This is a genomic window from Vibrio sp. LB10LO1, from assembly GCF_010092875.1.
In the GTDB taxonomy this organism is placed as follows: Bacteria; Pseudomonadota; Gammaproteobacteria; order Enterobacterales; family Vibrionaceae; genus Vibrio; species Vibrio campbellii.
Genome location: NZ_JAADJW010000018.1, coordinates 79,973 through 106,892 on the forward strand (window position 1 = coordinate 79,973; position 26,920 = coordinate 106,892).

Genomic DNA, 26,920 nt, shown 5'->3' on the forward strand with positions numbered 1-26,920 from the left:
AGTCCCTTAATACTTCTAATCTCAGTATAAAAATACCAGCGCGGAGAGTATATGTTTTTCGCCAAAGTAAAATGTAATTTGGCGTAAATTAGCAGAAATTTCACTTGGAGTAAGAGATAAGTCACACCCTCTGCTCCAGAATGCGACATTCGAGCGCAATCATTTAAACCGAGGCTCGAACCTGATATCCTGTGCCTTTATCACTCCTAATAAGAGCGACATTCATGTCTGAAATTAAATTTGAAACTGCAGAACAGAAAGCTAGCTACGGTATTGGTCTGCAAATGGGTCAGCAACTAGCTGGTTCTGGTCTAGAAGGTCTTAGCGTTGACGCTATCGCTGCTGGTATTGCAACTGCACTAACTGGTGACATGCCATCTATCGAAATCGACGAGATCAACAACGCACTGCAAGAGCTACACACTCGTGCAGAAGCAGTTCGTCAAGAAGCAGCTAAAGCAGCAGCAGCTGACGGCGAAGCGTTCCTAAAAGACAACGCTCTACGTCCAGAAGTAAACGTTCTTGAGTCTGGTCTTCAGTACGAAATCATCACTGAAGGTACTGGTGAAATCCCAACAGCAGCATCTCAAGTACGTGTTCACTACCACGGTGAGCTAACTGACGGCACTGTATTCGACAGCTCTGTATCTCGCGGTCAACCAGCTGAGTTCCCAGTAACTGGCGTAATCAAAGGTTGGGTTGAAGCACTTCAACTAATGCCTGTTGGTTCTAAGTGGAAACTATACATCCCACAAGATCTAGCATACGGTGAGCGTGGCGCAGGTGCTGCTATCCCTCCATTTGCTGCTCTAGTATTCGAAGTAGAACTACTAGACATCCTGTAATTGAGATTCTCCTCAATACAAATTCGAAGCGGCGCTCACTAGCGCCGCTTTTTTTGTCTAAAATAAACAGACTTAAGCTCAACAACCTTAATGTCTCTGTTATCTTAAGTAGTGAATAAACAATAATAATCGCAAGCCACACGGAGGTATTATGCGTAAAACACTCCTCACCTTAACACTGCTTTCAATGAGCATTGGCACAGCCCACGCTTTTCTTGATGCTGTCACCGATAAAGAAAGCCAAGAAGGTTTAATGGACATGGTCAGCCAAGGCATGAATGCGGAATCATCACCGCTCACCGACTTACTCACTAGCCAGCTTCCGGTTTCGACCGAACAAGCAGCCGGCGGTACGGGTGCCCTTTTAGCGTTGGCACAAAGCCAACTGTCAGATCAAAACAGCAGTGAACTAAAATCTCTGATCCCAGGAATGTCGAGTTTGGATGGTGCGCAAAGCTTATTAGGTAATATTGAAAGTTTAAGTGCAGTACAAAGCACGTTCGATAAGCTGGGCTTAGACCCATCGATGATCAGTCAGTTTGCACCAGTGATACTTGGCTATCTAGGTGACCAAGGAGCAAGTGAAGGTTTGTTGAATTCGCTAAGCGGCTTATGGGGTTCAGACAACTAAGAAGTTTCTCCTAAACATAAATTAAGATGAAAGATTCGATTATCGAAGATTAGCGTTGAGAGGGGAGGCGGAAAACTCAATTTGTTTCGCTTTCAAATACGACAGATACAAAAAAGCCGAGCTAATGCTCGGCTTTTTTTGTTCTTACGAACTGAGATTACTCAGCAGCTTCTTCAGCAGCTGGGCGATCTACAAGCTCAATGTAAGCCATTGGAGCTTTATCACCAGCACGGAAGCCAGCTTTTAGGATACGAGTGTAACCGCCCTGACGAGCAGCAAAACGTGGACCTAGTTCGTTAAACAGTTTTGCAACTACTTCGTTGTCACGAGTACGTGCAAATGCTAGACGACGGTTAGCAACACTGTCAGTCTTAGCTAGTGTAATCAAAGGCTCAACTACGCGACGTAGCTCTTTTGCTTTTGGCAAAGTAGTCTTGATAACTTCATGACGTACTAGAGAGCTAGCCATGTTGCTGAACATCGCTTTACGATGTGAGCTGTTGCGGTTGAGTTGACGACCACTCTTACGATGGCGCATGACCTAATCCTTCTAACTAGTATCGATTAATCTTCAGCGATTGATGCAGGTGGCCAGTTTTCTAGGCGCATGCCCAGAGACAGACCACGTGACGCAAGTACGTCTTTAATCTCAGTAAGAGATTTTTTACCAAGGTTAGGCGTTTTAAGTAGCTCAACCTCAGTACGTTGTACTAGATCACCGATGTAGTGAATCGCTTCTGCTTTCAGACAGTTAGCAGAGCGAACTGTTAGTTCAAGATCGTCTACAGGACGCAGTAGGATCGGATCGAATTCTGGCTTCTCTTCCTTCTCCTCAGGTACACGTACATCACGAAGATCTACGAACGCATCCAATTGTTCAGCTAGGATAGTAGCTGCACGACGGATTGCTTCCTCAGGTTCTAGAGTACCGTTCGTTTCCATATCGATAACAAGCTTGTCTAGATCAGTACGCTGCTCTACACGAGCTGCTTCTACAGCGTAGGCAATTTTGTCTACAGGGCTGTAAGTAGCATCTACTAGTAGGCGACCGATTGGACGCTCATCTTCTTCGTTATGGATACGCGCAGAAGCTGGAACATAACCACGACCACGTTCTACTTTGATACGCATTGCGATCTCAGCGTTGTCATCCGTTAGGTGACAAATAACGTGTTCAGGGTTAGCGATCTCTACATCACCGTCATGGGTGATGTCACCTGCAACCACAGGGCCCGAGCCTGATTTGTTCAAAGTAATGAACACTTCATCTTTGCCTTCGGCAACGCGTACAGCCAAACCTTTAAGGTTTAGAAGAATTTCAAGAATATCTTCTTGAACGCCTTCTTTAGTGCTGTACTCATGAAGTACGCCTTCGATTTCTACTTCTGTTACAGCACAACCTGGCATAGAAGATAGAAGAATACGGCGAAGTGCATTACCCAGAGTATGACCAAAGCCACGCTCTAATGGCTCAAGAGTTACTTTTGCGTGAGTCGAGCTGATTTGTTCGATGTCAACTAGACGTGGCTTAAGAAATTCTGTTACAGAACCCTGCATTGTGTCCTCTCTTTAGTTTAAACCTTACTTAGAGTAAAGCTCGACGATCAATTGTTCGTTGATGTCAGCTGATAGATCAGAACGCTCAGGCATACGCTTGAATGTACCTTCCATCTTGCCACCATCTACTTCAATCCAAGTTGGTTTTTCACGTTGTTCAGCAACTTCTAGAGCTGCTTTGATACGAGCTTGCTGTTTAGCTTTCTCGCGGATAGAAACAACGTCATTAGCCGCTACTTTGAAAGAAGGAACGTTTACAACTTTACCGTTAACTAGGATAGCTTTGTGGCTAACTAGCTGACGTGCTTCTGCGCGAGTTGCGCCAAAGCCCATGCGGTAAACTACGTTATCAAGACGACCTTCAAGAAGCTGAAGCAGGTTCTCACCTGTGTTGCCTTTAAGACGTGCAGCTTCTTTGTAGTAGTTACGGAATTGTTTTTCTAGAACGCCGTACATACGACGAACTTTTTGCTTCTCACGAAGCTGAACGCCATACTCAGATAGACGACCGCGACGAGCGCCGTGTACACCTGGTGCGTTATCAATTTTACACTTGGTATCGATCGCGCGAACACCAGACTTAAGGAATAAGTCAGTGCCTTCACGACGGCTAAGCTTCAGCTTAGGACCCAAATATCTTGCCATGATCTTTCTCCAGTAATCTAAAAAACGTTATACGCGACGTTTCTTAGGTGGACGACAACCGTTATGAGGGATTGGTGTAGCATCAACGATGTTTGTGATGCGGAAACCAGCAGCGTTCAGAGCGCGAACAGTAGATTCACGACCTGGACCTGGACCCTTAACCATAACTTCCAAGTTCTTTAGACCGTATTCTTTAGCCATTTCAGCACAACGCTCAGCAGCAACCTGTGCAGCGAACGGAGTAGACTTACGAGAACCACGGAAACCAGAACCACCTGCAGTAGCCCAAGCTAGAGCATTACCTTGACGGTCAGTAATGGTTACGATTGTGTTATTGAAAGAAGCATGGATGTGCGCAACGCCATCTGCAACTTGCTTGCGTACGCGCTTACGAGCGCGAGTTGGTTGTTTAGCCATTGTACTCTACCTTCCCGATTATTTCTTGATCGGCTTACGCGGACCCTTACGGGTGCGAGCATTGGTTTTAGTACGCTGTCCACGTAGTGGTAGACTGCGACGATGACGAAGACCACGGTAACAGCCAAGGTCCATAAGACGCTTGATGTTCATAGATACTTCACGACGTAGATCACCTTCTACAGTGTACTTAGCTACACCATCACGCAGTTGATCGATCTGCTCTTCAGTTAGTTCACTGATCTTAACATCTTCAGCAATACCCACTTCAGCTAGGATAGCTTGAGAGCGAGTTTTACCGATGCCGTAAATCGCCGTTAGAGCGATTACAGCGTGTTTTTGATCAGGAATGTTAATGCCTGCTATACGGGCCATTATTCACTCCTAAGTGTTTCTATAAAAGAATTAGCCGCAGCAAAGCCCGTTATGGATACGCTGCGGGATACTACTTCTTTTGCACGCAAAAGGTAGGCCGAGGAATATACTCGACCTAACCTTCGTTTTCAAGTAAAAATTTCTGCTAATTAGCCTTGGCGCTGTTTGTGCTTTGGCTCACTGCAAATCACGCGAACAACACCGTTGCGCTTGATTACTTTACAGTTACGGCAGATTTTTTTAACGGAAGCACGAACTTTCATTGCTAAACTCCGTAATTGAAACTGAGTCTACCGTCGAATTAACGACCGTAGCCTTTCAGATTCGCTTTCTTCAACACAGAATCATACTGTTGAGACATCAGATGAGTCTGTACCTGTGCCATAAAGTCCATGATAACAACTACTACGATTAGTAGAGATGTACCGCCGAAGTAGAAACGTACGTTCCACGCGACCATCATGAACTCGGGAATCAGACAGATAAAGGTAATGTACAGTGCACCTGCTAGGGTTAAACGTGTCATCACTTTATCAATGTACTTAGCTGTCTGCTCACCTGGGCGGATACCGGGTACGAATGCACCGGACTTCTTCAAGTTATCTGCTGTTTCACGCGGGTTGAAAACCAACGCCGTGTAGAAGAAACAGAAGAAAATAATCGCTGCTGCATAAAGCATTACATACAGCGGTTGACCTGGGCTAAGAGCCAAAGACACGTCAGTTAACCAACCGAACGCGCTGCTCTCACCGTTCTGACCAAACCACTGAGCCAGTGTTCCTGGGAACAGGATAATACTTGATGCAAAAATCGCTGGAATAACACCTGCCATATTAATTTTAAGTGGCAGATGCGAGCTTTGCGCAGCAAATACTTTACGACCTTGTTGACGCTTAGCGTAGTTAACGACGATTCGGCGTTGACCACGTTCCATGAAAACAACGAAGTAAATTACTGCAAAAGCTAATACCGCGATTAGCAGCAGAAGAAGTACATGCAATTCACCTTGACGCGCTTGCTCGATTGTTTGACCGATTGCAGAAGGCAATCCAGCAACAATACCTGCAAAAATCAGAATGGAAATACCATTACCGATTCCTCGCTCTGTAATTTGTTCACCTAACCACATTAGGAACATGGTACCGGTTACTAAACTTACGGTAGCAATTAGCGTAAACATGGTTTGGTTCATAACAACCAGATTGTCGACCATGTTTGGTAAGCCAGTTGCAATACCAATAGCTTGGAATGTTGCAAGTACAAGCGTGCCGTAGCGTGTGTATTGGCTGATCTTACGACGGCCTGCTTCACCCTCTTTTTTGAGTTCCGCTAACGCTGGATGAACTACAGTTAGCAGTTGGACAACAATAGATGCCGAAATATACGGCATGATGCCCAACGCTAGTATAGATGCACGCTCAAGAGCACCACCGGAGAACATGTTAAACATTTCAACGATGGTACCTTTTTGCTGTTCGAACAAATCGGCAAGTACAGCAGCGTCAATACCAGGAATCGGCACAAAAGAGCCGGCTCGGAATACTAAAAGTGCACCAATTACGAATAACAAGCGCGACTTTAGTTCACTTAAGCCGCTCTGAGCACTACGAAAATCTTGTCCTGGTTTCTTAGCCATCTGTACCTCGTTCCTCGAGATTATTCCTCGATTTTACCGCCTGCAGCTTCGATTGCAGCTTTAGCGCCTTTAGTCACACGTAGACCTTTAACAGTCACTGCTTTGTTGATTTCACCAGAAAGAACAACTTTAACGAATTCGATGTTCTTAGTGATGATGTTAGCAGCTTTAAGGCTGTTTAGATCTACCACGTCACCAGAAACTTTCGCTAGTTCACCTAGACGAACTTCAGCAGACACTAGGCTCTTACGAGAAGTGAAACCGAATTTTGGTAGACGTTGTTTCAGAGGCATCTGACCGCCTTCGAAACCTGGACGAACTTTACCGCCAGAACGTGATTTTTGACCTTTGTGACCACGGCCACCAGTTTTACCTAGGCCAGAACCGATACCGCGACCTACACGCTTAGGAGCATGCTTAGAGCCAGCAGCCGGTGCAAGAGTATTCAAACGCATTCTGATTACTCCTCAACTTTAACCATGTAGTAAACCTTGTTGATCATACCGCGTACGCACGGAGTATCTTCAAGTTCTACTGTGTGGTTGATTTTACGAAGACCTAGACCACGCAAAGTAGCTTTGTGCTTTGGTAGGCGGCCAATTGAGCTTTTAGTTTGAGTTACTTTAATAGTTGCCATGGTGTTCTTACTCCGAAATAGCTTCAACAGTTAGACCACGTTTAGCAGCAACCATTTCTGGCGACTTCATGCTACCTAGTGCATCGATCGTTGCACGAACGATGTTGATAGGGTTCGTAGAACCGTATGCTTTAGATAGTACGTTGTGTACGCCAGCAACTTCTAGTACTGCACGCATCGCACCACCTGCGATAACACCAGTACCTTCTGCAGCAGGCTGCATGTAAACTTTAGAGCCCGAATGGCGACCTTTCACTGGGTGGTGAAGAGTGCCTTCGTTTAGCGCGATAGTAGTCATGTTACGACGCGCTTTTTCCATTGCTTTTTGAATCGCTGCAGGTACTTCACGAGCTTTGCCGTAACCGAAACCTACACGACCGTTACCGTCACCAACTACTGTTAGTGCAGTGAAGCTCATGATTCGACCGCCTTTAACCGTTTTAGAAACGCGGTTAACTGCGATTAGCTTTTCTTGCAAATCATTCGCTTGAACTTGTTGTTCTTTAGCCATCTTCCAACCCTACCTTAGAATTTCAGACCAGCTTCGCGAGCAGATTCTGCTAGCGCCGCTACTCGACCGTGGTATTGGAAACCAGAACGATCAAATGCAACTGCAGTTACGCCTTTTTCAAGAGCGCGCTCTGCAACAGCTTTACCTACTGCTTTAGCTGCATCAACGTTACCAGTGTATTTCACTTGCTCACGGATCGCTTTTTCTACAGTAGAAGCTGCTGCGATAACCTCAGAGCCATTAGCCGCGATAACCTGTGCGTACACGTGACGAGGAGTACGGTGTACAACTAGGCGAGTCGCACCCAGTTCTGCAATCTTACGACGTGCGCGTGTAGCACGACGGATGCGAGATGCTTTCTTATCCATAGTGTTACCTTACTTCTTCTTAGCTTCTTTAGTACGCACATTTTCATCTGCGTAACGAACACCTTTGCCTTTGTAAGGCTCAGGTTGACGGTAAGAACGAATGTCAGCCGCAACTTGACCAACTAGTTGCTTATCACAACCAGTGATGATGATTTCAGTTTGGCTTGGACATTCAGCTTTAATACCCGCTGGCAACTCGTGCTCAACTGGGTGAGAGAAGCCTAGTGTTAGACCTACAGCGTTGCCTTTGATAGCAGCACGGTAACCAACACCTTTAAGAGTTAGCTTCTTAGTAAAGCCTTCAGTAACACCAACAACCATGTTGTTAACTAGAGCGCGAGCTGTACCAGCTTGTGCCCATGCGTTAGCAGCACCTTCTTTCGGACCGAAAGTTAGGTTGTTTTCTTCCTGAGCGATAACTACAGCGTTGTTTAGAACGCGAGTCAGTTCGCCTTTAGCACCTTTTACAGTGATTTCTTGGCCGTTTAGTTTCACCTCTACGCCAGCTGGAATAGCGACAGGTGCTTTTGCAACACGAGACATAGTCTACTCCTATTAAGCTACGTAACAGATGATTTCACCGCCAAGACCTGCTTTACGTGCAGCGCGGTCTGACATCAGACCCTTGGAAGTAGAAACGATAGCAATACCAAGACCACCCATTACAGAAGGAAGTTGATCTTTCTTCTTGTAAACACGTAGACCTGGACGAGAAACACGTTTAAGTTGCTCGATTACTGGTTTAGCTTGGAAGTACTTAAGTGTAACTTCTAGCTCAGGTTTTGCTTCGCCTTCAACAGCGAAGTCAACGATGTAACCTTCAGCTTTTAGTAGTGCAGCAATTGCAACTTTAAGCTTTGAAGAAGGCATTTTAACAGCAACTTTGTTTGCTGCCTGACCGTTACGAACGCGGGTCAGCATATCCGAAATCGGATCTTGCATGCTCATATGATTTACTCCAAATGATTAAGTGGCAATTACCAGCTAGCCTTACGAAGACCCGGAATCTCGCCTTTCATGCAAGCTTCACGAACCTTAATACGGCTTAGACCGAACTTACGTAGGTAACCGTGTGGACGACCAGTTTGGTTACAACGGTTGCGCTGACGTGATGCACTTGAATCACGTGGAAGAGATTGCAGTGTAAGAACCGCATTCCAACGATCTTCTTCAGATGCGTTTACATCGCTGATGATAGCTTTTAGCGCAGCACGCTTTTCAGCGAACTTAGCTACTAGCTTCGCACGTTTTGCTTCACGTGCTTTCATTGAATTTTTAGCCATAACAGTAACCCTTCACCTTACTTACGGAATGGGAAGTTAAAGGCAGCCAGCAGAGCACGGCCTTCCTCATCAGTACCAGCAGACGTCGTAATAGTGATGTCTAGACCGCGTACTCGATCAACTTTATCAAAGTCGATTTCCGGGAAGATGATTTGCTCGCGAACGCCCATGCTGTAGTTACCGCGACCGTCAAAAGACTTAGCGCTAACACCACGGAAGTCACGTACACGTGGAAGTGCGATAGAGATTAAACGCTCTAAAAATTCCCACATACGTTCGCCACGCAAGGTTACTTTACAACCGATAGGGTAGCCTTCACGGATTTTGAAACCTGCAACAGATTTACGAGCTTTAGTGATAAGTGGCTTTTGACCAGAGATCGTTGCCATATCAGCAGCTGCGTTTTCTAGCAGTTTCTTATCGTTGATTGCTTCACCAACACCCATGTTTAGGGTGATTTTCTCGATTCTAGGGACTTGCATGACGCTTGTGTAGCTAAACTGTTTGGTCAGTTCAGCGACTACAGACGACTTGTAGTAATCATGCAGTTTCGCCATAGTAGAACTCCAAATTACTTCTATTAGTTAGAAACGATTTCGTTGTTAGACTTAAAGAAACGAACTTTCTTACCATCTTCAAAACGGAAACCGATACGGTCAGCTTTACCAGTAGCTGCGTTAAAGATCGCCACGTTAGAAACATCGATAGCTGCTTCTTGCTCTACGATACCGCCTTGGATACCTAGTGCAGGAACAGGTTTCTGGTGTTTCTTAACAAGGTTGATACCTTCAACGATAACTTTACCAGTTGCTAGGACCTTAGTTACTTTACCTTTCTTGCCTTTGTCTTTACCAGCAAGAACGATTACTTCGTCGTTACGACGGATTTTAGCTGCCATTTCTACGTGCTCCTTACAGAACTTCTGGAGCCAGTGAAACGATCTTCATGAACTTATCGCCACGAAGTTCGCGTGTCACAGGACCAAAGATACGTGTACCGATTGGTTGCTCAGTGTTGTCGTTCAACAATACACAAGCATTTCGGTCGAAGCGAATGACAGAACCGTCAGGACGACGTACGCCTTTACGGGTGCGCACTACCACCGCCTTCAGAACGTCACCTTTCTTAACTTTACCGCGAGGAATTGCTTCCTTAACAGTAACTTTGATAACGTCACCGATATGTGCATAACGGCGGTGAGAGCCACCCAGAACCTTAATACACATTACGCTGCGTGCGCCTGAGTTATCAGCTGCGTCCAGCATACTTTGCATTTGGATCATGTTAGTGCTCCGCTAAATAATAAAAAAACTAGACCCTCTCGGGTCGGGCTGCCTCTTTAAAAGGGACGCGAATTGTACCACCCTTTTTTTCAATTGGGTAGTCAAAAAATAAACGGCTCCAAAAATTATTTTTGGAGCCGTTTTTAATCATAGAATAAAGAAGATTAGATCTTCGCTTTTTCTAGGACTTTTACCAATGTCCAAGACTTAGTCTTAGACAGTGGACGACACTCAGCGATTTCAACTGTGTCGCCTAGGCCACACTCGTTGTTCTCGTCATGTGCGTGTACTTTAGTCGTGCGCTTTACGAATTTACCGTAAATTGGGTGTTTAACCATGCGCTCGATAGCAACTACGATAGACTTGTCCATCTTGTCGCTAACAACACGACCTTGTTGAGTACGTTTTACTTCGCTCATTATGCGCCTGCCTTCTCAGTCAAAACAGTTTTCACACGTGCGATATCACGGCGTACAGCTTTCAGAGTATGAGTTTGCTGTAGCTGACCAGTTGCAGCTTGCATGCGCAAGTTGAACTGTTCACGTAGCAAATTCAATAGCTCAGCGTTAAGCTCTTCAACGCTTTTCTCGCGTAGATCTTGTGCTTTCATCACATCACCTGCTTAGTTACAAATGTAGTTTTGAATGGCAGTTTACGAGCCGCTAGGCGGAACGCTTCACGAGCCAATTCTTCAGGTACACCACCCATTTCGTACATAACCTTACCAGGTTGGATTTGGGCTACCCAGTACTCAACGTTACCTTTACCCTTACCTTGACGAACTTCAAGTGGTTTTTCTGTGATTGGTTTGTCTGGGAACACACGGATCCAGATTTTACCTTGACGCTTAACGTGACGTGTCATTGCACGACGTGCCGCTTCGATTTGACGAGCAGTTAGACGACCACGGCCAACAGCTTTAAGACCGAATTCGCCGAAGCTTACATCAGTACCTTTAGCTAGACCACGGTTACGACCTGTCTGAACCTTACGGAACTTAGTACGTTTAGGTTGTAGCATCTGTCGACTCCTTACTTACGGCCTTTACGCTGCTTCTTAGGCTTGTCGCCTTTAGGCTCTACAGCGTTAGCTGCTGGCATACCACCTAGGATCTCACCTTTGAAGATCCAAGTTTTAATGCCGATCACACCGTATTGAGTGTGAGCCGAAGAAGTTGCGTAATCAATGTCAGCACGTAGAGTGTGTAGAGGTACACGACCTTCACGGTACCACTCAGAACGTGCAATTTCAGCGCCGCCTAGACGACCACTTACTTCTACTTTGATGCCTTTAGCACCTAGACGCATTGCGTTTTGTACCGCGCGCTTCATAGCACGACGGAACATAACACGACGCTCTAGTTGAGACGCGATGCTGTCACCAACAAGTTGTGCATCAAGTTCAGGCTTACGTACTTCAGCGATGTTAATTTGCGCTGGTACACCTGCAATTTTTGCTACAGCTGCGCGTAGTTTCTCAACGTCTTCACCTTTCTTACCGATTACAACGCCTGGACGAGCAGTGTGAATAGTCACACGGATGCTCTTAGCAGGACGCTCGATAACGATGCGTGAAAGAGACGCTTTTTGTAGTTCCTTAGTTAGGAACTGACGTACCTTGAAGTCGCCGTCTAGGTTGTCAGCGAAATCTTTGGTGTTAGCAAACCATGTAGCATTCCAAGGCTTAACGATGCCAAGACGAATACCATTAGGATGTACTTTTTGACCCATTGCTTACTCTCCTAGTCTCTAGCGATCTGCTACAACAACAGTGATGTGGCTTGAACGCTTCAAGATACGATCCGCACGACCTTTAGCACGAGGCATAATACGCTTCATGGTTGGGCCTTCATCTACAAAGATTTTTGCGACATTCAGATCGTCAATATCTGCACCTTCGTTGTGCTCCGCGTTAGCGATAGCAGACTCTAGAACTTTCTTAACTAGAACAGCAGCTTTTTTGTTGCTGAAAGTTAGGATTTCTAGAGCTTGGTCAACAGATTTACCACGAATTAGATCCGCAACTAAGCGAGCTTTCTGAGGCGAAATGCGAGCAAAGTTATGTTTAGCAATAGCTTCCATTATTTACTCCTTAACGCTTCTTAGCTTTCTTATCCGCAGCGTGACCGCGGTAAGTACGTGTTGGTGCGAATTCACCTAGTTTGTGACCGATCATTTCTTCGGTTACGAAAACAGGTACGTGCTGACGACCATTATGGACAGCGATGGTCAAACCGATCATCGATGGGATGATCATTGAACGACGGGACCAAGTCTTAAGTGGCTTTTTGTCTCCGCTTTCCACCGCTTTCTCTACCTTCTTCAGCAAGTGTAGGTCAATAAATGGACCTTTCTTGAGAGAACGTGGCATGGCGATTCCTCTTTATATAGATTACTTGTTACGACGACGTACGATGTACTTGTCAGTGCGTTTGTTCTTACGAGTCTTGAAGCCTTTAGTTGGCATACCCCAAGGAGATACTGGGTGACGACCGCCAGATGTACGACCTTCACCACCACCGTGTGGGTGATCAACCGGGTTCATTACTACACCACGTACGGTTGGACGTACGCCGCGCCAGCGTGAAGCACCAGCTTTACCAAGTTCACGTAGCATGTGCTCAGAGTTACCAACTTCACCGATTGTTGCACGGCCTTCAGAAAGAACTTTGCGCATTTCGCCAGAACGTAGACGGATAGTTACGTACGCACCGTCGCGAGCAACGATTTGAGCGTAAGCACCAGCCGAACGAGCTAGCTGACCACCTTTACCAGGTTTTAGTTCAACGTTGTGTACAGTTGAACCTACTGGGATGTTACGCATTGGAAGAGTGTTACCAGCTTTAATCGGTGCATCAACACCAGATTGGATAACATCACCCGCGTTAACACCTTTAGGTGCTAGGATGTAGCGACGCTCACCGTCTTTGTAAAGAACTAGAGCAATGTTTGCGCTACGGTTTGGATCGTATTCTAGACGCTCAACTGTCGCTGGGATACCGTCTTTAGTACGTTTGAAGTCAACTACACGGTAGTGGTGCTTGTGACCACCGCCGATGTGACGTACTGTGATACGACCGTTGTTGTTACGACCACCGTTCTTAGAGTTTTTCTCTAGAAGAGGTGCGTATGGCTTGCCCTTGTGTAGGTCAGCGTTAACAACTTTAACAACGTGACGACGACCAGGGGAAGTCGGCTTACATTTAACAATAGCCATTTTTAACTACTCCTGTTATTCCGCGCCGCCAACAAAGTCAAGATCTTGACCTTCTTTCAAAGTAACGTACGCTTTCTTAACGTCGCTGCGGCGACCTTGGCGTAGACCTTGACGTTTGGTCTTACCCTTAGTGATAAGAGTATTTACAGACTTAACTTCAACTTCAAAAAGCTTTTCTACAGCTGCTTTGATCTCTTTCTTAGTTGCATCTTTAGCTACTTTGAAAACGATAGTGTTCGCTTTCTCAGCTGCCATAGTTGCTTTTTCAGAGATGTGCGGAGCACGTAGAACTTTTAGGATACGCTCTTCAGTGATCATGCTAGCATCTCCTCAACTTGCTTAACTGCTTCAGCAGTCATTACAACTTTGTCGAACGCGATTAGTGAAACTGGGTCGATACCAGCAACGTCACGTGCGTCAACTTTGTATAGGTTACGAGCAGCTAGGAATAGATTCTCATCTACTTCGCTAGTCACGATTAGAGCGTCAGTTAGCTCAAGCTCTTTAAGCTTAGCAACTAGCTCTTTAGTCTTTGGCGCTTCAACTGAGAAGTTATCAACAACGATTAGACGCTCTTGACGAACTAGCTCAGAAAGAATGCTCTTCATAGCACCGCGGTACATTTTCTTGTTAACTTTTTGGCTGTGATCTTGTGGTTTCGCAGCAAAAGTAACACCACCTGTACGCCAGATTGGGCTACGGATTGTACCAGCACGCGCACGGCCAGTACCTTTTTGACGCCATGGCTTAGCGCCACCGCCAGAAACTTCTGAACGTGTTTTTTGAGCACGAGTACCTTGACGAGCACCTGCTGCAAATGCAACAACTACTTGGTGTACAAGAGCTTCGTTAAACTCACGTCCGAAAGTAGTTTCGGAAACAGTTAGTGCATCAGCACCTTTAACCATTAGTTCCATTACTTACTCCTGAGACGTTATGCTTTAACAGCTGGTTTAACGATCACGTTGCCACCTGTTGAGCCTGGTACTGCACCTTTAATAAGAAGCAGATTGCGCTCAGCGTCAACACGTACGATCTCTAGGTTTTGAGTCGTTACACGCTCAGCACCCATGTGACCTGCCATTTTCTTGCCTTTAAATACGCGACCTGGAGTTTGACATTGGCCAATTGAACCCGGTGCACGGTGAGACAATGAGTTACCGTGAGTCATATCTTGAGTACGGAAGTTCCAACGCTTAACAGCGCCTTGGAAACCTTTACCCTTAGATGTACCAGTAACGTCTACTTTCTTAGTTTCGTTGAATAGTTCAACTGTTAGCTCAGCGCCAACTGCGAACTCTTCACCGTTTTCCAAACGGAATTCCCAAAGACCACGACCAGCTTCAACGCCAGCTTTAGCAAAGTGACCTGCTTCAGCTTTGTTTACACGGTTAGCTTTCTTTGAACCAGCAGTTACCTGGATTGCAGCATAACCATCTGTCTCAAGAGTTTTAACTTGAGAAACACGGTTTGCTTCAACTTCAACAACTGTTACTGGGATAGAAACGCCGTCTTCAGTAAATACGCGGGTCATGCCCACTTTACGACCGATTAGACCAATCATTCTTCTAATCTCCCTTAACCTAGGCTAATTTGAACGTCAACGCCCGCAGCAAGGTCTAGACGCATTAGAGCATCAACAGTTTTGTCTGTTGGCTCAACGATGTCGATTAGACGCTTGTGAGTACGAATTTCGTACTGGTCACGTGCTTTCTTGTTAACGTGTGGAGAGATAAGAACTGTGAAACGCTCTTTACGAGTTGGCAGTGGGATTGGACCACGAACCTGTGCGCCAGTGCGCTTAGCTGTTTCAACGATTTCCGCTGTAGAAGCGTCGATTAGTTTGTAATCGAATGCTTTTAGGCGGATACGGATACGTTGGTTCTGCATGAGACAGAGCTCCAATATTAAAAATTACACAAACAATATCGCCACTCAAACTCGTCAAGACGAGAGAATGCCGATTGATTTATGTGAAACCGTAGCATCCAAGATTAGGACGCATTGTCAGTTAATTTTCGATTAACTATCCCTATATGCCAGAGTCACGTCTGGGGATAGTTTTTCCGAAGAAAAGATAGCTAATTGTATTAACCGCGAACATAAGCTGAGTCTACATTACCTTGCAAATCCGAAGACTTGCTCGCTCCTCATTGCTCATTGGTTCACAACTGGCTTAACCAGTGCGACGCATTATACAGATCACACTTTAGGATGCAAGAGCTGAGTGAAAAATAATCGAACAAAATTCAACCACTCGGCTTATCCCAGTTTTTACGCCAAATCGCCTATTTTAAGATGGACAAATAAACAAAAAGGACGCCGAAGCGTCCTTTTTTAAACAGGAATAATAGCGCTGGCTATTACTTCTTGCTTGATAGAGCACCGAAACGCTTGTTGAAGCGATCAACACGGCCGCCTGTATCAACGATACGTTGCTTACCAGTGTAGAATGGGTGACATTTGTCACATACGTCTAGGTGGATAGACTCTTTGTCTAGAGTTGACTTGAACTCGAAAGAGTTGCCGCAAGAACAAGTAGCAGATACTGCTTTGTATTCTGGGTGGATACCAGCTTTCATGGGATAACCTCAATTGTAGGCCGTGTCGCTATACGAATCTAAGCCGCACACCACACGTAATGAAAAATAAAAGTGCGATACCGCATCAACCAAATGCCGAAGCCATATCTAAGGCGCAGTATAGTAATGAATCACTAGGCTAGGATCAACACATTTGGCAACTTTTTCGCCACTTTTTTCACCAGTACTTTAGTACTGAAGCGAATCAAGTTACCCAAAATGCAGATCGCTCGAATTTCTTAACGCGTTTTAATAGACTATAGCCCTCTTCCCTCTTTTATATAGTAAAGATTCTATGCGTCCATCCATCGCCCGAGTAGCACTGCCAGTCCCGCTCGACAAACAGTTTGACTATCTCATACCTAGTCACCTTTTCCCTGTGATTGGCGGACGCGTTTCTGTGCCTTTTGGTCGGCAGACTTTGGTTGGCATCGTGACCGCCATGGTAAATCATTCAGACTTTCCTAAAGAGCAACTGAAAGCGATTAAAGCGGTATTAGATGCCCAACCAGTTTGGCCAGAAAAACTCTATTCTTTACTGACTTGGTGCAGCCAGTTTTATCAGTATCCACTTGGTGACACTCTTCATAATGCAATGCCTGCTGCCCTGCGTAAGGGAAAACCTGCCGATTTCGCGACATTACAAGAGTGGCAAATCACTGCGTCTGGTAAAGATAAGCTGATGCAAGGCTTAGGGCGTGCAGTCAAGCAACAGCGTGCTTTGCAGATGCTGGTCAATGGTTCAGTGCCACACCAAGAGTTCATCGACCAAGAAATTGGCTCTACCGTACTTAAGTCTTTGGAAGAGAAAGGCTGGGTCGAACGCATAGAGAAAAAGCCGACGATCACTAAGTGGGGCCAACAAGTTGAGTTCGATGTTGAAAAACCAAAGCTCAACCACGAACAAGCTCTGGCGATTGCTAGCGTAAACAGCCAAACTGGCTTTGCCTGCTATTTATTAGAGGGCGTTACAGGTTCCGGCAAAACCGAAGTTTACCTTAACCTCATTAAGCCAGTACTTGAACAAGGTAAGCAAGCTTTGGTGCTCGTCCCTGAGATAGGTCTGACGCCCCAAACCATTAACCGCTTCAAGCGTCGCTTCAATGTGCCTGTGGATGTCATTCACTCTGGGTTAAATGATACCGAGCGACTCAACGCTTGGCTTTCTGCGCGAGACAAAGCAGCTGGCATCATTATTGGTACGCGCTCTGCCCTACTGACGCCTTTTGCTGATCTGGGCATTATCATTGTCGATGAAGAACACGACTCGTCTTATAAACAACAAGATAGCCTGCGCTACCATGCTCGTGATGTTGCGGTGATGCGTGCACATAAAGAGCAAGTGCCTATTGTCCTCGGCTCTGCCACGCCAGCCTTAGAAACACTACACAATGCACTAACGGGCAAGTACCACCATTTAACTCTGACGCAACGCGCCGGTTCTGCCGTTCCGACCACTAACAAGGTACTTGATGTTAAGGGGCTCTATCTAGACAGTGGCTTATCCGCGCCATTGATTGCTGAAATGCGCAAACATCTAAAAGCGGGCAACCAAGTGATGCTGTTCTTAAACCGTCGCGGCTTCTCACCAGCGTTAATGTGCCATGAATGTGGCTGGATTGCGGAATGTAAACGCTGTGATGCTTACTACACCTTCCACCAATACAGCAATGAGATTCGCTGTCACCATTGTGGCTCACAGCAACCTGTCATTAATCAATGCCAAGGTTGTGGTTCGACTCAGTTGGTCACTGTGGGTGTGGGTACCGAACAGCTTGAGTTGCAACTGGCTGAGCTCTTCCCAGAATACAAAGCCATTCGTATTGATAGAGACAGCACGCGCCGTAAAGGTAGCCTAGAAGATGCGCTCGAATCGATTCGTAAAGGCGAATACCAGATTCTAATTGGCACGCAGATGTTAGCAAAAGGACATCACTTCCCAAATGTTACGCTTGTTGCGCTACTCGATGTTGATGGTTCCCTCTACAGTAGTGACTTCCGCGCCTCCGAGAGACTGGCTCAACTGTTTATTCAGGTCGCAGGTCGTGCAGGTCGCGCAAGCAAACCCGGTGAAGTGATATTGCAAACTCACCACCCAGAACACAGTTTACTGCAAGCTCTACTGCAGAAAGACTATCGCCACTTCGCTATGACCGCATTGGAAGAGCGTAAACTCGCCCAACTGCCACCGTATAGCTTCTTGACCTTATTCAAAGCAGAAGCCAACCAAAGCGAAGTGGTCGAAGACTTTTTACGTCAGGTGCGTTTTACCCTTGAATCGCACCCATTGTTCGATGATAGCTGCATGGTGTTGGGGCCGACACCATCACCACTGGCTAAGCGCGCTGGCAAATATCGATGGCAGCTTTTACTGCAAACTCAGCATCGCTCATTGATGCAAAAGTTATTAACCAGTGCGAAACCTGCTATTGAGTTGTTGCCAAATGCCAAGAAAGTTCGCTGGAATTTAGACATAGAACCACAGGATCTCAGCTAGCAAACGTTTAACCATGTAATGAATTGCCTTTTAATGTGATGAGATTCACATTAGGATTGCAATTTTTGTTAAACAGACCGTAACTTTCCCTTTAGAAATGAATAGACTATTCAAATTAGTAAAGTCTAAAGTGGATCAGTCACATAGGCTTCAATTAGAACAATGACAAACGTCACCTTGGCGAATATTTTAAGAGGGTAAAAACTATGGCGACAATGAAGGATGTTGCCCAGCTTGCAGGGGTATCTACTGCGACGGTATCAAGAGCATTAATGAATCCAGAAAAAGTCTCTTCTTCAACAAGAAAGAGAGTGGAAGATGCCGTACTAGAAGCTGGTTATTCACCAAATTCATTAGCTCGTAACTTACGCAGAAATGAATCAAAAACCATTGTCACCATCGTACCGGACATTTGCGACCCGTACTTCTCAGAGATCATTCGTGGTATTGAAGATGCAGCAATGGAACACGGCTATCTTGTTCTATTGGGCGACAGCGGTCAGCAGAAAAAGCGTGAAAGCTCGTTTGTTAACTTAGTCTTTACTAAACAAGCAGATGGTATGCTTTTGCTTGGTACTGATCTGCCGTTTGATGTCAGCAAGCCTGAGCAGAAAAATCTGCCACCTATGGTGATGGCGTGTGAATTTGCTCCAGAGTTGGAACTGCCAACCGTTCATATCGATAACCTAACCTCAGCCTTTGAAGCCGTGAACTACCTTACTCAGTTAGGTCATAAGCGTATTGCTCAGATCTCTGGCCCAGATTCTGCTGCTCTGTGTCAGTTCCGCCACCAAGGTTACCAACAAGCACTGCGTCGAGCGGGTATTAATAAAGAGGAGCAATACACTGTTATTGCCGACTTCTCTTTTGACGGCGGAGTACAAGCCGTGCGTAAACTGCTTGAGCTTCCAGAGCCACCTACCGCTCTATTCTGTCACTGTGACACCATGGCAATTGGTGCTATTCAAGAAGCGAAGCGCCTAGGTTTGCGTATTCCTCAAGACCTGTCCGTTGTCGGCTTTGATGACATTCAGTTCGCTCAATATTGCGATCCACCGCTAACCACCATCTCTCAACCTCGTTATGAGATCGGTCGCCAAGCGATGTTGATGATGCTTGAGTTGCTTAAAGGTCACGACGTGCATTCTGGTTCTCGCCTACTCGAGACCAAACTTGTTGTGCGTGGCAGTGCAGCGCCACCGCCACTTCGATAAGAAAACTCTTCCGCAGCAACAACCGTTTCATTCTAAGCGACGTATTTAGCGTCGCTTTTTAATGTCTACTTTCCTGCACGTAGCTAACAAGATTATCTAATTAGGGTGTTTTCTCGTCGCATTCTGGATTAACATATTTGCCAGAATCCTTGATGACCAGAAGTAACCGTGGCAAATAGAGATTATGTAAGACGCGGACGCGGCGCTCCGAAGAAGTCGACAAAAAAACAACCTTCAAGAAAAAAACCTTGGCGTAGTGGTCTACTAGCAATATTGCTCGTGGGCGGTTTCGGCTATGGTTTGTATTTATTGAGCTCAGATCCAGAACCTGAGCAAACCGTTGTGGCAGAAAAGCCTGTAACGAATACCACCAGCAAACCAAAGCCGAAGAAAGACATTCCACCTCCACCAGAAGAAAAGTGGGAATACGTGGAATCTTTACCACAGCGTGAAGTAGAAGTCGTCGCTAAAGAAATTCAGGTATCCAAAGTACCTTATGTGATGCAGTGTGGTGCTTACAAAAACCAAAGTCAGGCAGAAGAGCGTAAGCTTGCCATTGCCTTCCAAGGTATGAGCAGCCGTGTGATTAAAAAAGAAGGCAGCTCTTGGTATCGCGTAGTACTTGGTCCATACAAGTTCAAACGCGAGGCAGAGAAAGATCGCCACAAGTTGCAACGCGCCAAGATTGAGCCGTGTGCAATTTGGAAAGAGAATCTTTAAACACAGGCCCTAGGAGCTAAGATCCTAGGGCCTTTCTTTTCGCCCCCTTGAATCCCCCACTCACTTGCCCCATATACTTAATTAAATCCAAAGAGAAATAATTAAGAGGTCGACTGTGACTACCATTGTATCTGTACGTCGAAACAATAAAGTCGTCATCGCGGGTGATGGCCAAGTGTCGCTAGGTAATACCGTAATGAAAGGCAACGCACGTAAAGTTCGCCGCCTATACAACAACCAAGTACTTGCCGGTTTTGCTGGCGGTACCGCGGATGCCTTCACCCTATTCGAGCGCTTCGAAAGCAAACTTCAAATGCACCAAGGCCACCTAACTAAGGCGGCTGTAGAGCTAGCAAAAGACTGGCGTAGCGACCGTGCACTTCGCAAACTAGAAGCCCTACTGGCCGTAGCGGATGAAACGGCTTCCCTAATCATCACTGGTAACGGTGATGTGGTTCAGCCAGAAAACGATCTGATCGCTATTGGCTCGGGCGGCGCATACGCACAAGCAGCCGCAACTGCACTATTAGAAAACACAGACCTAGACGCACGCGAAATCGCAGAGAAAGCACTGAACATTGCTGGCGATATCTGTGTATTCACCAACCATCACCACACTGTAGAAGAACTAGAATCTACAGTAGAGCTTCCTAAGCCAACGGCTTAAGCGTAATCGTAACGAAGTAAGGAAAGAATATGTCTGAAATGACTCCTCGCGAAATCGTTCATGAACTGAACCGCCACATTATTGGTCAAGACAAAGCAAAACGTTCGGTTGCGATTGCACTGCGTAACCGCTGGCGTCGCATGCAACTTGAAGAAAGCTTGCGTGTCGAAGTCACGCCAAAGAACATTCTAATGATTGGTCCTACTGGTGTAGGTAAAACTGAGATCGCTCGTCGTCTTGCGAAACTGGCAAACGCACCATTCATCAAAGTAGAAGCAACCAAATTCACTGAAGTGGGTTATGTCGGTAAAGAAGTGGAAACCATTATCCGCGATCTCACCGACGTGGCCGTGAAGATGACCCACCAGCAAGCGATGGAAAAAGTAAAATTCCGCGCAGAAGAGCAAGCAGAAGAACGTGTACTAGACGCGCTACTGCCACCAGCTCGTGATGCTTGGGGTCAATCTGAGCAAAAAGAAGATACATCGAACACGCGTCAAATCTTCCGTAAGAAACTGCGTGAAGGCCAGCTAGACGACAAAGAAATTGAAATCGATGTAGCTGCACCACAAATGGGGGTGGAGATCATGGCGCCTCCTGGTATGGAAGAAATGACTAACCAGCTACAGGGCATGTTCCAAAACCTAGCGGGTGACACCAAGAAGAAACGCAAGCTGAAAATCAAAGACGCAATGAAAGCATTAGCGGAAGAAGAAGCAGCGAAACTGGTGAACCAAGAAGAGCTGAAAGAATCTGCAATCTTCAACGTAGAGAACAACGGCATCGTATTCATCGACGAAATCGACAAGATTTGTAAGCGCGGTGAAAGCTCTGGCCCTGACGTTTCTCGTGAAGGTGTTCAGCGTGACCTACTACCACTAATCGAAGGTAGCACGGTATCAACGAAGCACGGCATGGTAAAAACAGATCACATCTTGTTTGTGGCGTCTGGTGCATTCCAAGTAGCGAAGCCTTCTGACCTGATCCCAGAACTGCAAGGTCGTCTACCAATCCGCGTAGAACTTGAAGCGCTGACCAGCAACGATTTCAAACGTATCCTAACAGAGCCTAAAGCGTCTCTAACAGAGCAATACATTGCGCTGATGAAAACAGAAAGCGTAGATGTAGAATTCACTGAAGACGGTATCACTCAGATCGCAGAAGCGGCATGGACAGTAAACGAAACCACTGAGAACATCGGTGCACGTCGTCTACACACTGTGATGGAGCGTCTAATGGATGAGATTTCTTACGACGCGACTGAAAAAGCCGGTGAGAAGTTCGTCATTAACGCGGCATACGTGAAAGACCGCCTAGGCGATACGATTGAAGATGAAGATCTAAGCCGCTTTATTCTTTAATAACGCTCTCTAGAGTCCAAAGCCCAGAACAATGCTTCTGGGCTTTTTCATTCCGCATGACCGTTACTTTCACAAGCTATAAACCAAGAGAGTTCGCCATCCTAGCGAGCTCCAGCGAGACTAAGGATCTAATAACAACTCACTCGAACTCTTCGCCCTTCACTTCAAACCAAAGCAAAAACGGACAGTAGATTCTGAATACCTCGTCCCTCGTTGTTCAGAATGACGGTGACTTTATCGAGCTATAAACCCAAAGAGTTCGTCATCCTAGCGAGCTCAAGCGAGACTAAGGATCTAATAACAACTCACTCCAACTCTTCGTCTTTCACTTCAACCCAGAGCACAAACGGACAGTAGATTCTGAATCACCTCGCCCCTCGTTGTTCAGAATGACAGTTACTCTAGCAAGCTCTAAACAAAGAGAGTTCGTCATCCTAGCGAGCTCCAGCGAGACTAAGGATCTAGTAACAACGCACTCCAACTCTTCGTCTTTCACTTCAACCCAGAGCACAAACGGACAGTAGATTCTGAATCACCTCGCCCCTCGTTGTTCAGAATGACAGTTACTCTAGCAAGCTCTAAACAAAGAGAGTTCGTCATCCTAGCGAGCTCCAGCGAGACTAAGGATCTAGTAACAACGTGCTCCGTACCCTCTCTTTCCCCAAAAGCGCCATTTTGTTACCTCAAATATGGAAACTGTGTTCCTTCTCCGCAAGCCTTTGACTCTTAATTGAGTTGTTTCAGGTCAATAGCGTAACGGGCGCTTTGTGCTTATACTGGGCACATTGGTTACTAGCACGAAATATCCATGAAACAATCATTGCAGATCTGGCTTGAAGCCGCTCGTCCAAAAACATTACCCCTCGCACTGGTGTCTATTTTGACCGGTAGCGTACTCGCCTACTCTGCGGGTCACTTCTCGCTGACTATCGCTGTAATGGCCTTCGTCACCGCAACACTACTGCAAATTTTATCTAACCTTGCGAACGACTACGGCGATGCAGTGCAAGGCACGGACAACGACAACCGTTTAGGCCCTCAGCGTGCGATGCAGTCTGGCGCGGTAACTGCGGAACAAATGAAGAAAGCGATCATCTTCAACATCATCCTGACCGCCATTGCTGGTTTAACCTTAGTGTTTTACGCACTGAGCTCTTTTGAAAGCATCATTACCTTTATCGGTCTGGGCATTCTTGCCATTATCGCGGCGATTGCTTACACCATGGGCAGTAAGCCTTATGGTTATGTTGGCTTGGGTGACCTGTCTGTATTTATCTTCTTTGGCCTACTTGGTGTATCTGGCACTTACTTCCTACACACAGGTCATGTAGATGCGACACTATTCCTACCAGCACTAGGTTGCGGTTTGTTAGCAGTCGCAGTGCTGAACATCAACAACATGCGCGATATAGAGAACGACAGCGAATGTGGTAAACGCACCATGGCGGTTCGACTTGGCCAACGTAAAGCGAAACAATACCACTTCATCTTACTTGGTGGCGCACTACTGGCTTTTGCTGTTTATCTGCTTATTCAAGACAAACCGGTATGGATCAGCTTGCCATTCCTGATCAGTATTTTCGTGGTGGCGAACCATGGTAAAGCGGTCTGGAATACCGAGAAACCTGCGCAAATCGCCCCAATGATGCCCGTAGTTGTGAAGTGCTCGCTGGTTACCAATGTTTTATTTGCAACAATTGTGGTAGCTCAAACTCTAATGAGTTAAAAAAGGATTGTCATTGCATTGACTTAATGCCTAGATATACTCAAAGACAACAGTTTCTGTTTAGAAAGGTACGCTATGGAATACAATACCTCAGCACTCTGTGATATCTACCTTGATCAGGTAGACGTGGTTGAACCGATGTTCAGTAACTTTGGCGGACGAGCTTCGTTTGCCGGGCAAGTGACAACGATTAAGTGTTTTGAAGACAACGCACTGATCCGCGAAACGTTAGAACAAGATGGTATCGGACGAGTATTGTTGATTGATGGTGGTGGTTCCCTACGCAGAGCCTTAATCGATGCAGAAATCGCGACGCTTGCAGAAGAAAACGAATGGGAAGGTATCGTCGTTTACGGTTGTGTCCGTGAAGTGGACGAACTGGAAGACATGAACCTAGGCATTCAAGCACTCGCGTCTATCCCTGTTGGGGCAGCAAACCAAGGTATCGGTGAAATTGACGTACCGGTTAACTTTGGTGGCGTTAGCTTCCTACCTGAAGATTACATCTACGCAGACAGCACTGGCATCATTCTTTCTCCTGAGCCACTCAATGTAGACCTAGAGCTCGATGAAGAAGACGACGGAGAGGAAGGGTTAAACTAACCTAGTTCCTTTATTAGCAACGAGCCAGTCGCTAAAACCCATAGCCAAATACGCAAACACCCGCCGAAGCGGGTGTTTTTGATTCTGGATACTTAAGTGGATTATTCCACTTCGTCCATCTTGCCAAGTAGTGCACGAATGCGCTCTTGCCACTGTGCGTGTTCTTGTTGAGCTTGCTGAGATTTTTGCTCTAGCTCTTCGCGTTGAGAACGAAGCTCGTTTGCTTCTGTTTCAAGCTTCACTTTATCTTCTTTCAGCTCTTCGACTTCCATCTGAAGAAGAGTGATTGTGTCAACTGCAGTTTGAATTTTCGATTCTAGTTGTTCTAGTACTTCAAAAGACATCTTGGCCTACCTATTGTTATTCCGTTGGGACGATGCGCGAGCATTCGCTTGCACCTTACCTATGAGGTTCATTCTACTCAGCGTAGCGACGAGAAACACTTACTATATTCGATATTTTGCATCATTCGGTTAAAAAATCGGCGCAATCTCACTAAACGCTGACTTTTCTTATCATCGAAGCATTTTTGCGCAATGCATTTTCCCATCACTACCCCATAAACTCACCCAAGTATTGATCAAATTCAACTTAGTTAAAGTAAAAGCTCAGCAAAAAGGCAAACGTTTAACTGACGATGTGATAAAATCGCCGCGCAAATTATTCTTCCCTCTTGTTACTTGGAGACATCATGAAACGCGATTTAGCAATGGCATTTTCCCGTGTTACTGAAGGTGCCGCTTTGGCTGGTTACAAATGGCTTGGCCGTGGCGACAAAAACGCAGCGGACGGCGCTGCAGTTGAAGTGATGCGCACCCTGCTGAACAAAACAGACATCAGTGGTGAAATCGTTATTGGTGAAGGTGAAATCGATGATGCACCAATGCTGTACATCGGTGAGCAAGTGGGTATTGGTGGCGACGAGGTCGATATCGCGGTAGACCCAATCGAAGGTACTCGCATGACCGCAATGGGCCAATCTAACGCACTGGCAGTATTGGCAGCAGGTGAGAAAGGCAGCTTCCTGAAAGCGCCAGACATGTACATGGAAAAACTGGTTGTTGGCCCAGGTGCAAAAGGCGTTATCGACCTAGGTAAGCCACTTAAAGAAAACCTAGAAAACGTAGCGAAAGCGCTGAACAAGCCTCTTGATACGCTAGTCGTCATTACGCTTGCGAAGCCTCGTCACGATGAAGTGATCGCAGAGATGCAAGCGATGGGCGTTCGCGTATTCGCAGTGCCAGACGGTGACGTAGCCGCTTCAATCCTAACTTGTATGCCAGATAGCGAAGTAGACATGATGTACTGCATCGGCGGAGCTCCTGAAGGCGTTGTATCTGCAGCAGTGATTCGTGCACTAGACGGTGACATGCATGGTCGTCTTCTTCCTCGTCATGAAGTAAAAGGCGATACGGAAGAAAACCGCATCTATGGCTCAGCTGAACTACAACGTTGTGAAGAGATGGGTGTAAAAGCGAATGTTGTATTGAAGATGGAAGACATGGCGCGCAGCGACAACGTAGTCTTCTCTGCAACGGGGATTACTAAAGGTGACCTACTAGAGGGCATCTCTCGCCAAGGCAATATCGCAACAACAGAAACCCTATTGATCCGTGGCCGTTGTCGTACTATTCGTCGTATCAAGTCTACGCACTACCTAGAGCGTAAAGATCCAGAAGTACGCGATATTATTCTTTAAGCATTATTCGAGGCTCCCGCTCACTCTGAGTTGGAGCCTTTCTTTCCTTGCAAGTCATTTACGCTTCCTTTGTCATCATCAGAGTACGTCACTCTAGCGAGCAAGAATCTAGTTCCAGCGAGCTCCCCATCTTTATTCCTAAACTCAGACTATAGAATCAACGAATAATAGATTCTGAATCACCTCGTCCCTCGTTTTTCAGAATGACGATTACTTTATCAAGCTATAAACCAAAAGAGTTCGTCATCCTAGCGAGCTCAAGCGAGACTAAGGATCTAGTCACAGCGCCCCCAACTCTTCCTCATTCACCTTAAACCACAGTACAAACAGACAATAGATTCTGAATCACACTCGTTCCTCGTTGTTCAGAATGACGATTACTTTAACAAGCTATAAACCAAAAGAGTTCGTCATCCTAGCGAGCTCAAGCGAGACTAAGGATCTAGT

General features: G+C 46.1%; 39 protein-coding genes and 1 pseudogene. 10 read left to right on the top strand and 30 right to left on the bottom strand.

What is annotated here, in order from left to right; genetic code table 11:
- The first annotated feature begins 224 nt into the window (after nucleotides 1-224).
- Nucleotides 225-845, top strand: a complete 621-nt coding sequence (locus tag GXP65_RS14470) for an FKBP-type peptidyl-prolyl cis-trans isomerase (RefSeq protein ID WP_005437303.1) — start codon at nucleotides 225-227, stop codon at nucleotides 843-845.
- A 151-nt stretch (nucleotides 846-996) separates the two neighbouring features.
- Entirely contained in the window at nucleotides 997-1,476 is a 480-nt protein-coding gene (locus GXP65_RS14475) for a DUF2780 domain-containing protein (RefSeq protein ID WP_045370153.1), read from the top strand.
- A 157-nt stretch (nucleotides 1,477-1,633) separates the two neighbouring features.
- Here the strand turns inward: GXP65_RS14475 and rplQ are convergent, their stop codons facing one another.
- From rplQ to rpmE, 29 genes are all read right to left on the bottom strand, one after another.
- On the bottom strand, nucleotides 1,634-2,014 hold the full coding sequence (rplQ, locus tag GXP65_RS14480) for a 50S ribosomal protein L17 (protein ID WP_005383141.1): 381 nt from the start codon (nucleotides 2,012-2,014) through the stop codon (nucleotides 1,634-1,636).
- Between the two features lie 26 nt (nucleotides 2,015-2,040).
- On the bottom strand, nucleotides 2,041-3,033 hold the full coding sequence (gene rpoA, locus GXP65_RS14485) for a DNA-directed RNA polymerase subunit alpha (RefSeq protein ID WP_005383143.1): 993 nt from the start codon (nucleotides 3,031-3,033) through the stop codon (nucleotides 2,041-2,043).
- Between the two features lie 24 nt (nucleotides 3,034-3,057).
- The gene (gene rpsD / locus GXP65_RS14490; protein WP_005383146.1) at nucleotides 3,058-3,678 is read right to left on the bottom strand and encodes a 30S ribosomal protein S4; all 621 of its coding nucleotides are present in this window, start codon (nucleotides 3,676-3,678) and stop codon (nucleotides 3,058-3,060) included.
- A 27-nt stretch (nucleotides 3,679-3,705) separates the two neighbouring features.
- Complete coding sequence (gene rpsK / locus GXP65_RS14495) at nucleotides 3,706-4,095, bottom strand: 30S ribosomal protein S11 (protein WP_001118870.1); 390 nt, start codon at nucleotides 4,093-4,095, stop codon at nucleotides 3,706-3,708.
- A gap of 18 nt (nucleotides 4,096-4,113) precedes the next feature.
- Nucleotides 4,114-4,470, bottom strand: coding sequence for a 30S ribosomal protein S13 (gene rpsM / locus GXP65_RS14500; protein ID WP_005450559.1), 357 nt, complete (start codon nucleotides 4,468-4,470; stop codon nucleotides 4,114-4,116).
- Between the two features lie 149 nt (nucleotides 4,471-4,619).
- A complete protein-coding gene (gene rpmJ, locus GXP65_RS14505; protein WP_000868186.1) occupies nucleotides 4,620-4,733 on the bottom strand; it encodes a 50S ribosomal protein L36 in 114 nt (37 codons plus the stop codon).
- 38 nt (nucleotides 4,734-4,771) lie between these two features.
- Nucleotides 4,772-6,106 (bottom strand): preprotein translocase subunit SecY, encoded by a 1,335-nt coding sequence (gene secY / locus GXP65_RS14510; RefSeq protein ID WP_005435093.1) that lies wholly within the window; start codon nucleotides 6,104-6,106, stop codon nucleotides 4,772-4,774.
- A gap of 20 nt (nucleotides 6,107-6,126) precedes the next feature.
- Nucleotides 6,127-6,561 (bottom strand): 50S ribosomal protein L15, encoded by a 435-nt coding sequence (gene rplO / locus GXP65_RS14515; RefSeq protein ID WP_005528539.1) that lies wholly within the window; start codon nucleotides 6,559-6,561, stop codon nucleotides 6,127-6,129.
- 5 nt (nucleotides 6,562-6,566) lie between these two features.
- Nucleotides 6,567-6,743 carry a 50S ribosomal protein L30 gene (gene rpmD, locus GXP65_RS14520; RefSeq protein WP_000201159.1) on the bottom strand — a complete coding sequence of 59 codons (177 nt, stop codon included), beginning with the start codon at nucleotides 6,741-6,743 and terminating at the stop codon, nucleotides 6,567-6,569.
- Between the two features lie 7 nt (nucleotides 6,744-6,750).
- Entirely contained in the window at nucleotides 6,751-7,254 is a 504-nt protein-coding gene (gene rpsE, locus GXP65_RS14525; protein ID WP_005435090.1) for a 30S ribosomal protein S5, read from the bottom strand.
- Between the two features lie 14 nt (nucleotides 7,255-7,268).
- Entirely contained in the window at nucleotides 7,269-7,622 is a 354-nt protein-coding gene (gene rplR, locus GXP65_RS14530) for a 50S ribosomal protein L18 (RefSeq protein ID WP_005435088.1), read from the bottom strand.
- A gap of 9 nt (nucleotides 7,623-7,631) precedes the next feature.
- Entirely contained in the window at nucleotides 7,632-8,165 is a 534-nt protein-coding gene (gene rplF / locus GXP65_RS14535) for a 50S ribosomal protein L6 (protein WP_005528537.1), read from the bottom strand.
- 12 nt (nucleotides 8,166-8,177) lie between these two features.
- Nucleotides 8,178-8,570, bottom strand: a complete 393-nt coding sequence (rpsH, locus tag GXP65_RS14540) for a 30S ribosomal protein S8 (protein WP_005450567.1) — start codon at nucleotides 8,568-8,570, stop codon at nucleotides 8,178-8,180.
- Between the two features lie 29 nt (nucleotides 8,571-8,599).
- Entirely contained in the window at nucleotides 8,600-8,905 is a 306-nt protein-coding gene (gene rpsN, locus GXP65_RS14545) for a 30S ribosomal protein S14 (protein WP_004410442.1), read from the bottom strand.
- Nucleotides 8,906-8,922: 17 nt separating this feature from the next.
- A complete protein-coding gene (gene rplE / locus GXP65_RS14550; RefSeq protein WP_005528536.1) occupies nucleotides 8,923-9,462 on the bottom strand; it encodes a 50S ribosomal protein L5 in 540 nt (179 codons plus the stop codon).
- A gap of 23 nt (nucleotides 9,463-9,485) precedes the next feature.
- Nucleotides 9,486-9,803, bottom strand: a complete 318-nt coding sequence (gene rplX / locus GXP65_RS14555; RefSeq protein ID WP_005435084.1) for a 50S ribosomal protein L24 — start codon at nucleotides 9,801-9,803, stop codon at nucleotides 9,486-9,488.
- Between the two features lie 13 nt (nucleotides 9,804-9,816).
- Complete coding sequence (gene rplN / locus GXP65_RS14560) at nucleotides 9,817-10,188, bottom strand: 50S ribosomal protein L14 (protein ID WP_004410450.1); 372 nt, start codon at nucleotides 10,186-10,188, stop codon at nucleotides 9,817-9,819.
- A 164-nt stretch (nucleotides 10,189-10,352) separates the two neighbouring features.
- Nucleotides 10,353-10,607 carry a 30S ribosomal protein S17 gene (gene rpsQ / locus GXP65_RS14565; protein ID WP_005435082.1) on the bottom strand — a complete coding sequence of 85 codons (255 nt, stop codon included), beginning with the start codon at nucleotides 10,605-10,607 and terminating at the stop codon, nucleotides 10,353-10,355.
- On the bottom strand, nucleotides 10,607-10,798 hold the full coding sequence (gene rpmC / locus GXP65_RS14570) for a 50S ribosomal protein L29 (RefSeq protein ID WP_004410456.1): 192 nt from the start codon (nucleotides 10,796-10,798) through the stop codon (nucleotides 10,607-10,609). The genes rpsQ and rpmC overlap by 1 nt, the downstream gene beginning before the upstream one ends.
- A complete protein-coding gene (gene rplP / locus GXP65_RS14575; RefSeq protein WP_005379577.1) occupies nucleotides 10,798-11,208 on the bottom strand; it encodes a 50S ribosomal protein L16 in 411 nt (136 codons plus the stop codon). Before rplP ends, rpmC begins: the two co-directional genes overlap by 1 nt.
- A gap of 11 nt (nucleotides 11,209-11,219) precedes the next feature.
- Nucleotides 11,220-11,918, bottom strand: a complete 699-nt coding sequence (rpsC, locus tag GXP65_RS14580; RefSeq protein ID WP_005435080.1) for a 30S ribosomal protein S3 — start codon at nucleotides 11,916-11,918, stop codon at nucleotides 11,220-11,222.
- A gap of 18 nt (nucleotides 11,919-11,936) precedes the next feature.
- A complete protein-coding gene (rplV, locus tag GXP65_RS14585; protein WP_005528535.1) occupies nucleotides 11,937-12,269 on the bottom strand; it encodes a 50S ribosomal protein L22 in 333 nt (110 codons plus the stop codon).
- Nucleotides 12,270-12,279: 10 nt separating this feature from the next.
- Complete coding sequence (gene rpsS / locus GXP65_RS14590; protein ID WP_005431614.1) at nucleotides 12,280-12,558, bottom strand: 30S ribosomal protein S19; 279 nt, start codon at nucleotides 12,556-12,558, stop codon at nucleotides 12,280-12,282.
- A 21-nt stretch (nucleotides 12,559-12,579) separates the two neighbouring features.
- Nucleotides 12,580-13,404, bottom strand: a complete 825-nt coding sequence (gene rplB, locus GXP65_RS14595) for a 50S ribosomal protein L2 (RefSeq protein WP_005528534.1) — start codon at nucleotides 13,402-13,404, stop codon at nucleotides 12,580-12,582.
- A gap of 15 nt (nucleotides 13,405-13,419) precedes the next feature.
- On the bottom strand, nucleotides 13,420-13,722 hold the full coding sequence (gene rplW, locus GXP65_RS14600; RefSeq protein WP_004398471.1) for a 50S ribosomal protein L23: 303 nt from the start codon (nucleotides 13,720-13,722) through the stop codon (nucleotides 13,420-13,422).
- Nucleotides 13,719-14,321 (bottom strand): 50S ribosomal protein L4, encoded by a 603-nt coding sequence (rplD, locus tag GXP65_RS14605; protein ID WP_005435074.1) that lies wholly within the window; start codon nucleotides 14,319-14,321, stop codon nucleotides 13,719-13,721. The genes rplW and rplD overlap by 4 nt, the downstream gene beginning before the upstream one ends.
- A gap of 17 nt (nucleotides 14,322-14,338) precedes the next feature.
- Nucleotides 14,339-14,968 (bottom strand): 50S ribosomal protein L3, encoded by a 630-nt coding sequence (rplC, locus tag GXP65_RS14610; RefSeq protein WP_005435072.1) that lies wholly within the window; start codon nucleotides 14,966-14,968, stop codon nucleotides 14,339-14,341.
- A 14-nt stretch (nucleotides 14,969-14,982) separates the two neighbouring features.
- The gene (rpsJ, locus tag GXP65_RS14615) at nucleotides 14,983-15,294 is read right to left on the bottom strand and encodes a 30S ribosomal protein S10 (protein WP_004410492.1); all 312 of its coding nucleotides are present in this window, start codon (nucleotides 15,292-15,294) and stop codon (nucleotides 14,983-14,985) included.
- Between the two features lie 473 nt (nucleotides 15,295-15,767).
- Nucleotides 15,768-15,986, bottom strand: a complete 219-nt coding sequence (rpmE, locus tag GXP65_RS14620; RefSeq protein ID WP_005429947.1) for a 50S ribosomal protein L31 — start codon at nucleotides 15,984-15,986, stop codon at nucleotides 15,768-15,770.
- Nucleotides 15,987-16,281: 295 nt separating this feature from the next.
- On the opposite strand from rpmE, the gene priA reads away from it, so the two are divergent.
- From priA to rraA, 7 genes and pseudogenes are all read left to right on the top strand, one after another.
- Complete coding sequence (gene priA, locus GXP65_RS14625) at nucleotides 16,282-18,483, top strand: primosomal protein N' (protein ID WP_051117724.1); 2,202 nt, start codon at nucleotides 16,282-16,284, stop codon at nucleotides 18,481-18,483.
- Between the two features lie 203 nt (nucleotides 18,484-18,686).
- Nucleotides 18,687-19,697: pseudogene (gene cytR / locus GXP65_RS14630) on the top strand (DNA-binding transcriptional regulator CytR); the annotation flags it as partial.
- Nucleotides 19,698-19,865: 168 nt separating this feature from the next.
- Nucleotides 19,866-20,417: an SPOR domain-containing protein gene (locus tag GXP65_RS14635; protein WP_005429952.1), complete on the top strand. Its 552-nt coding sequence runs from the start codon at nucleotides 19,866-19,868 to the stop codon at nucleotides 20,415-20,417.
- 115 nt (nucleotides 20,418-20,532) lie between these two features.
- Nucleotides 20,533-21,084 carry an ATP-dependent protease subunit HslV gene (gene hslV, locus GXP65_RS14640; RefSeq protein WP_005435051.1) on the top strand — a complete coding sequence of 184 codons (552 nt, stop codon included), beginning with the start codon at nucleotides 20,533-20,535 and terminating at the stop codon, nucleotides 21,082-21,084.
- A gap of 29 nt (nucleotides 21,085-21,113) precedes the next feature.
- Nucleotides 21,114-22,445 (top strand): HslU--HslV peptidase ATPase subunit, encoded by a 1,332-nt coding sequence (hslU, locus tag GXP65_RS14645; protein WP_010646389.1) that lies wholly within the window; start codon nucleotides 21,114-21,116, stop codon nucleotides 22,443-22,445.
- 808 nt (nucleotides 22,446-23,253) lie between these two features.
- The gene (locus GXP65_RS14650; RefSeq protein ID WP_038890901.1) at nucleotides 23,254-24,171 is read left to right on the top strand and encodes a 1,4-dihydroxy-2-naphthoate polyprenyltransferase; all 918 of its coding nucleotides are present in this window, start codon (nucleotides 23,254-23,256) and stop codon (nucleotides 24,169-24,171) included.
- Between the two features lie 75 nt (nucleotides 24,172-24,246).
- On the top strand, nucleotides 24,247-24,774 hold the full coding sequence (rraA, locus tag GXP65_RS14655; protein ID WP_005528529.1) for a ribonuclease E activity regulator RraA: 528 nt from the start codon (nucleotides 24,247-24,249) through the stop codon (nucleotides 24,772-24,774).
- A gap of 101 nt (nucleotides 24,775-24,875) precedes the next feature.
- On the opposite strand, the gene zapB is transcribed toward rraA, so the two are convergent.
- Nucleotides 24,876-25,118, bottom strand: a complete 243-nt coding sequence (gene zapB / locus GXP65_RS14660) for a cell division protein ZapB (protein ID WP_005428165.1) — start codon at nucleotides 25,116-25,118, stop codon at nucleotides 24,876-24,878.
- A gap of 347 nt (nucleotides 25,119-25,465) precedes the next feature.
- On the opposite strand from zapB, the gene glpX reads away from it, so the two are divergent.
- Nucleotides 25,466-26,473, top strand: coding sequence for a class II fructose-bisphosphatase (gene glpX, locus GXP65_RS14665; protein ID WP_012126871.1), 1,008 nt, complete (start codon nucleotides 25,466-25,468; stop codon nucleotides 26,471-26,473).
- Nucleotides 26,474-26,920: the final 447 nt, after the last annotated feature.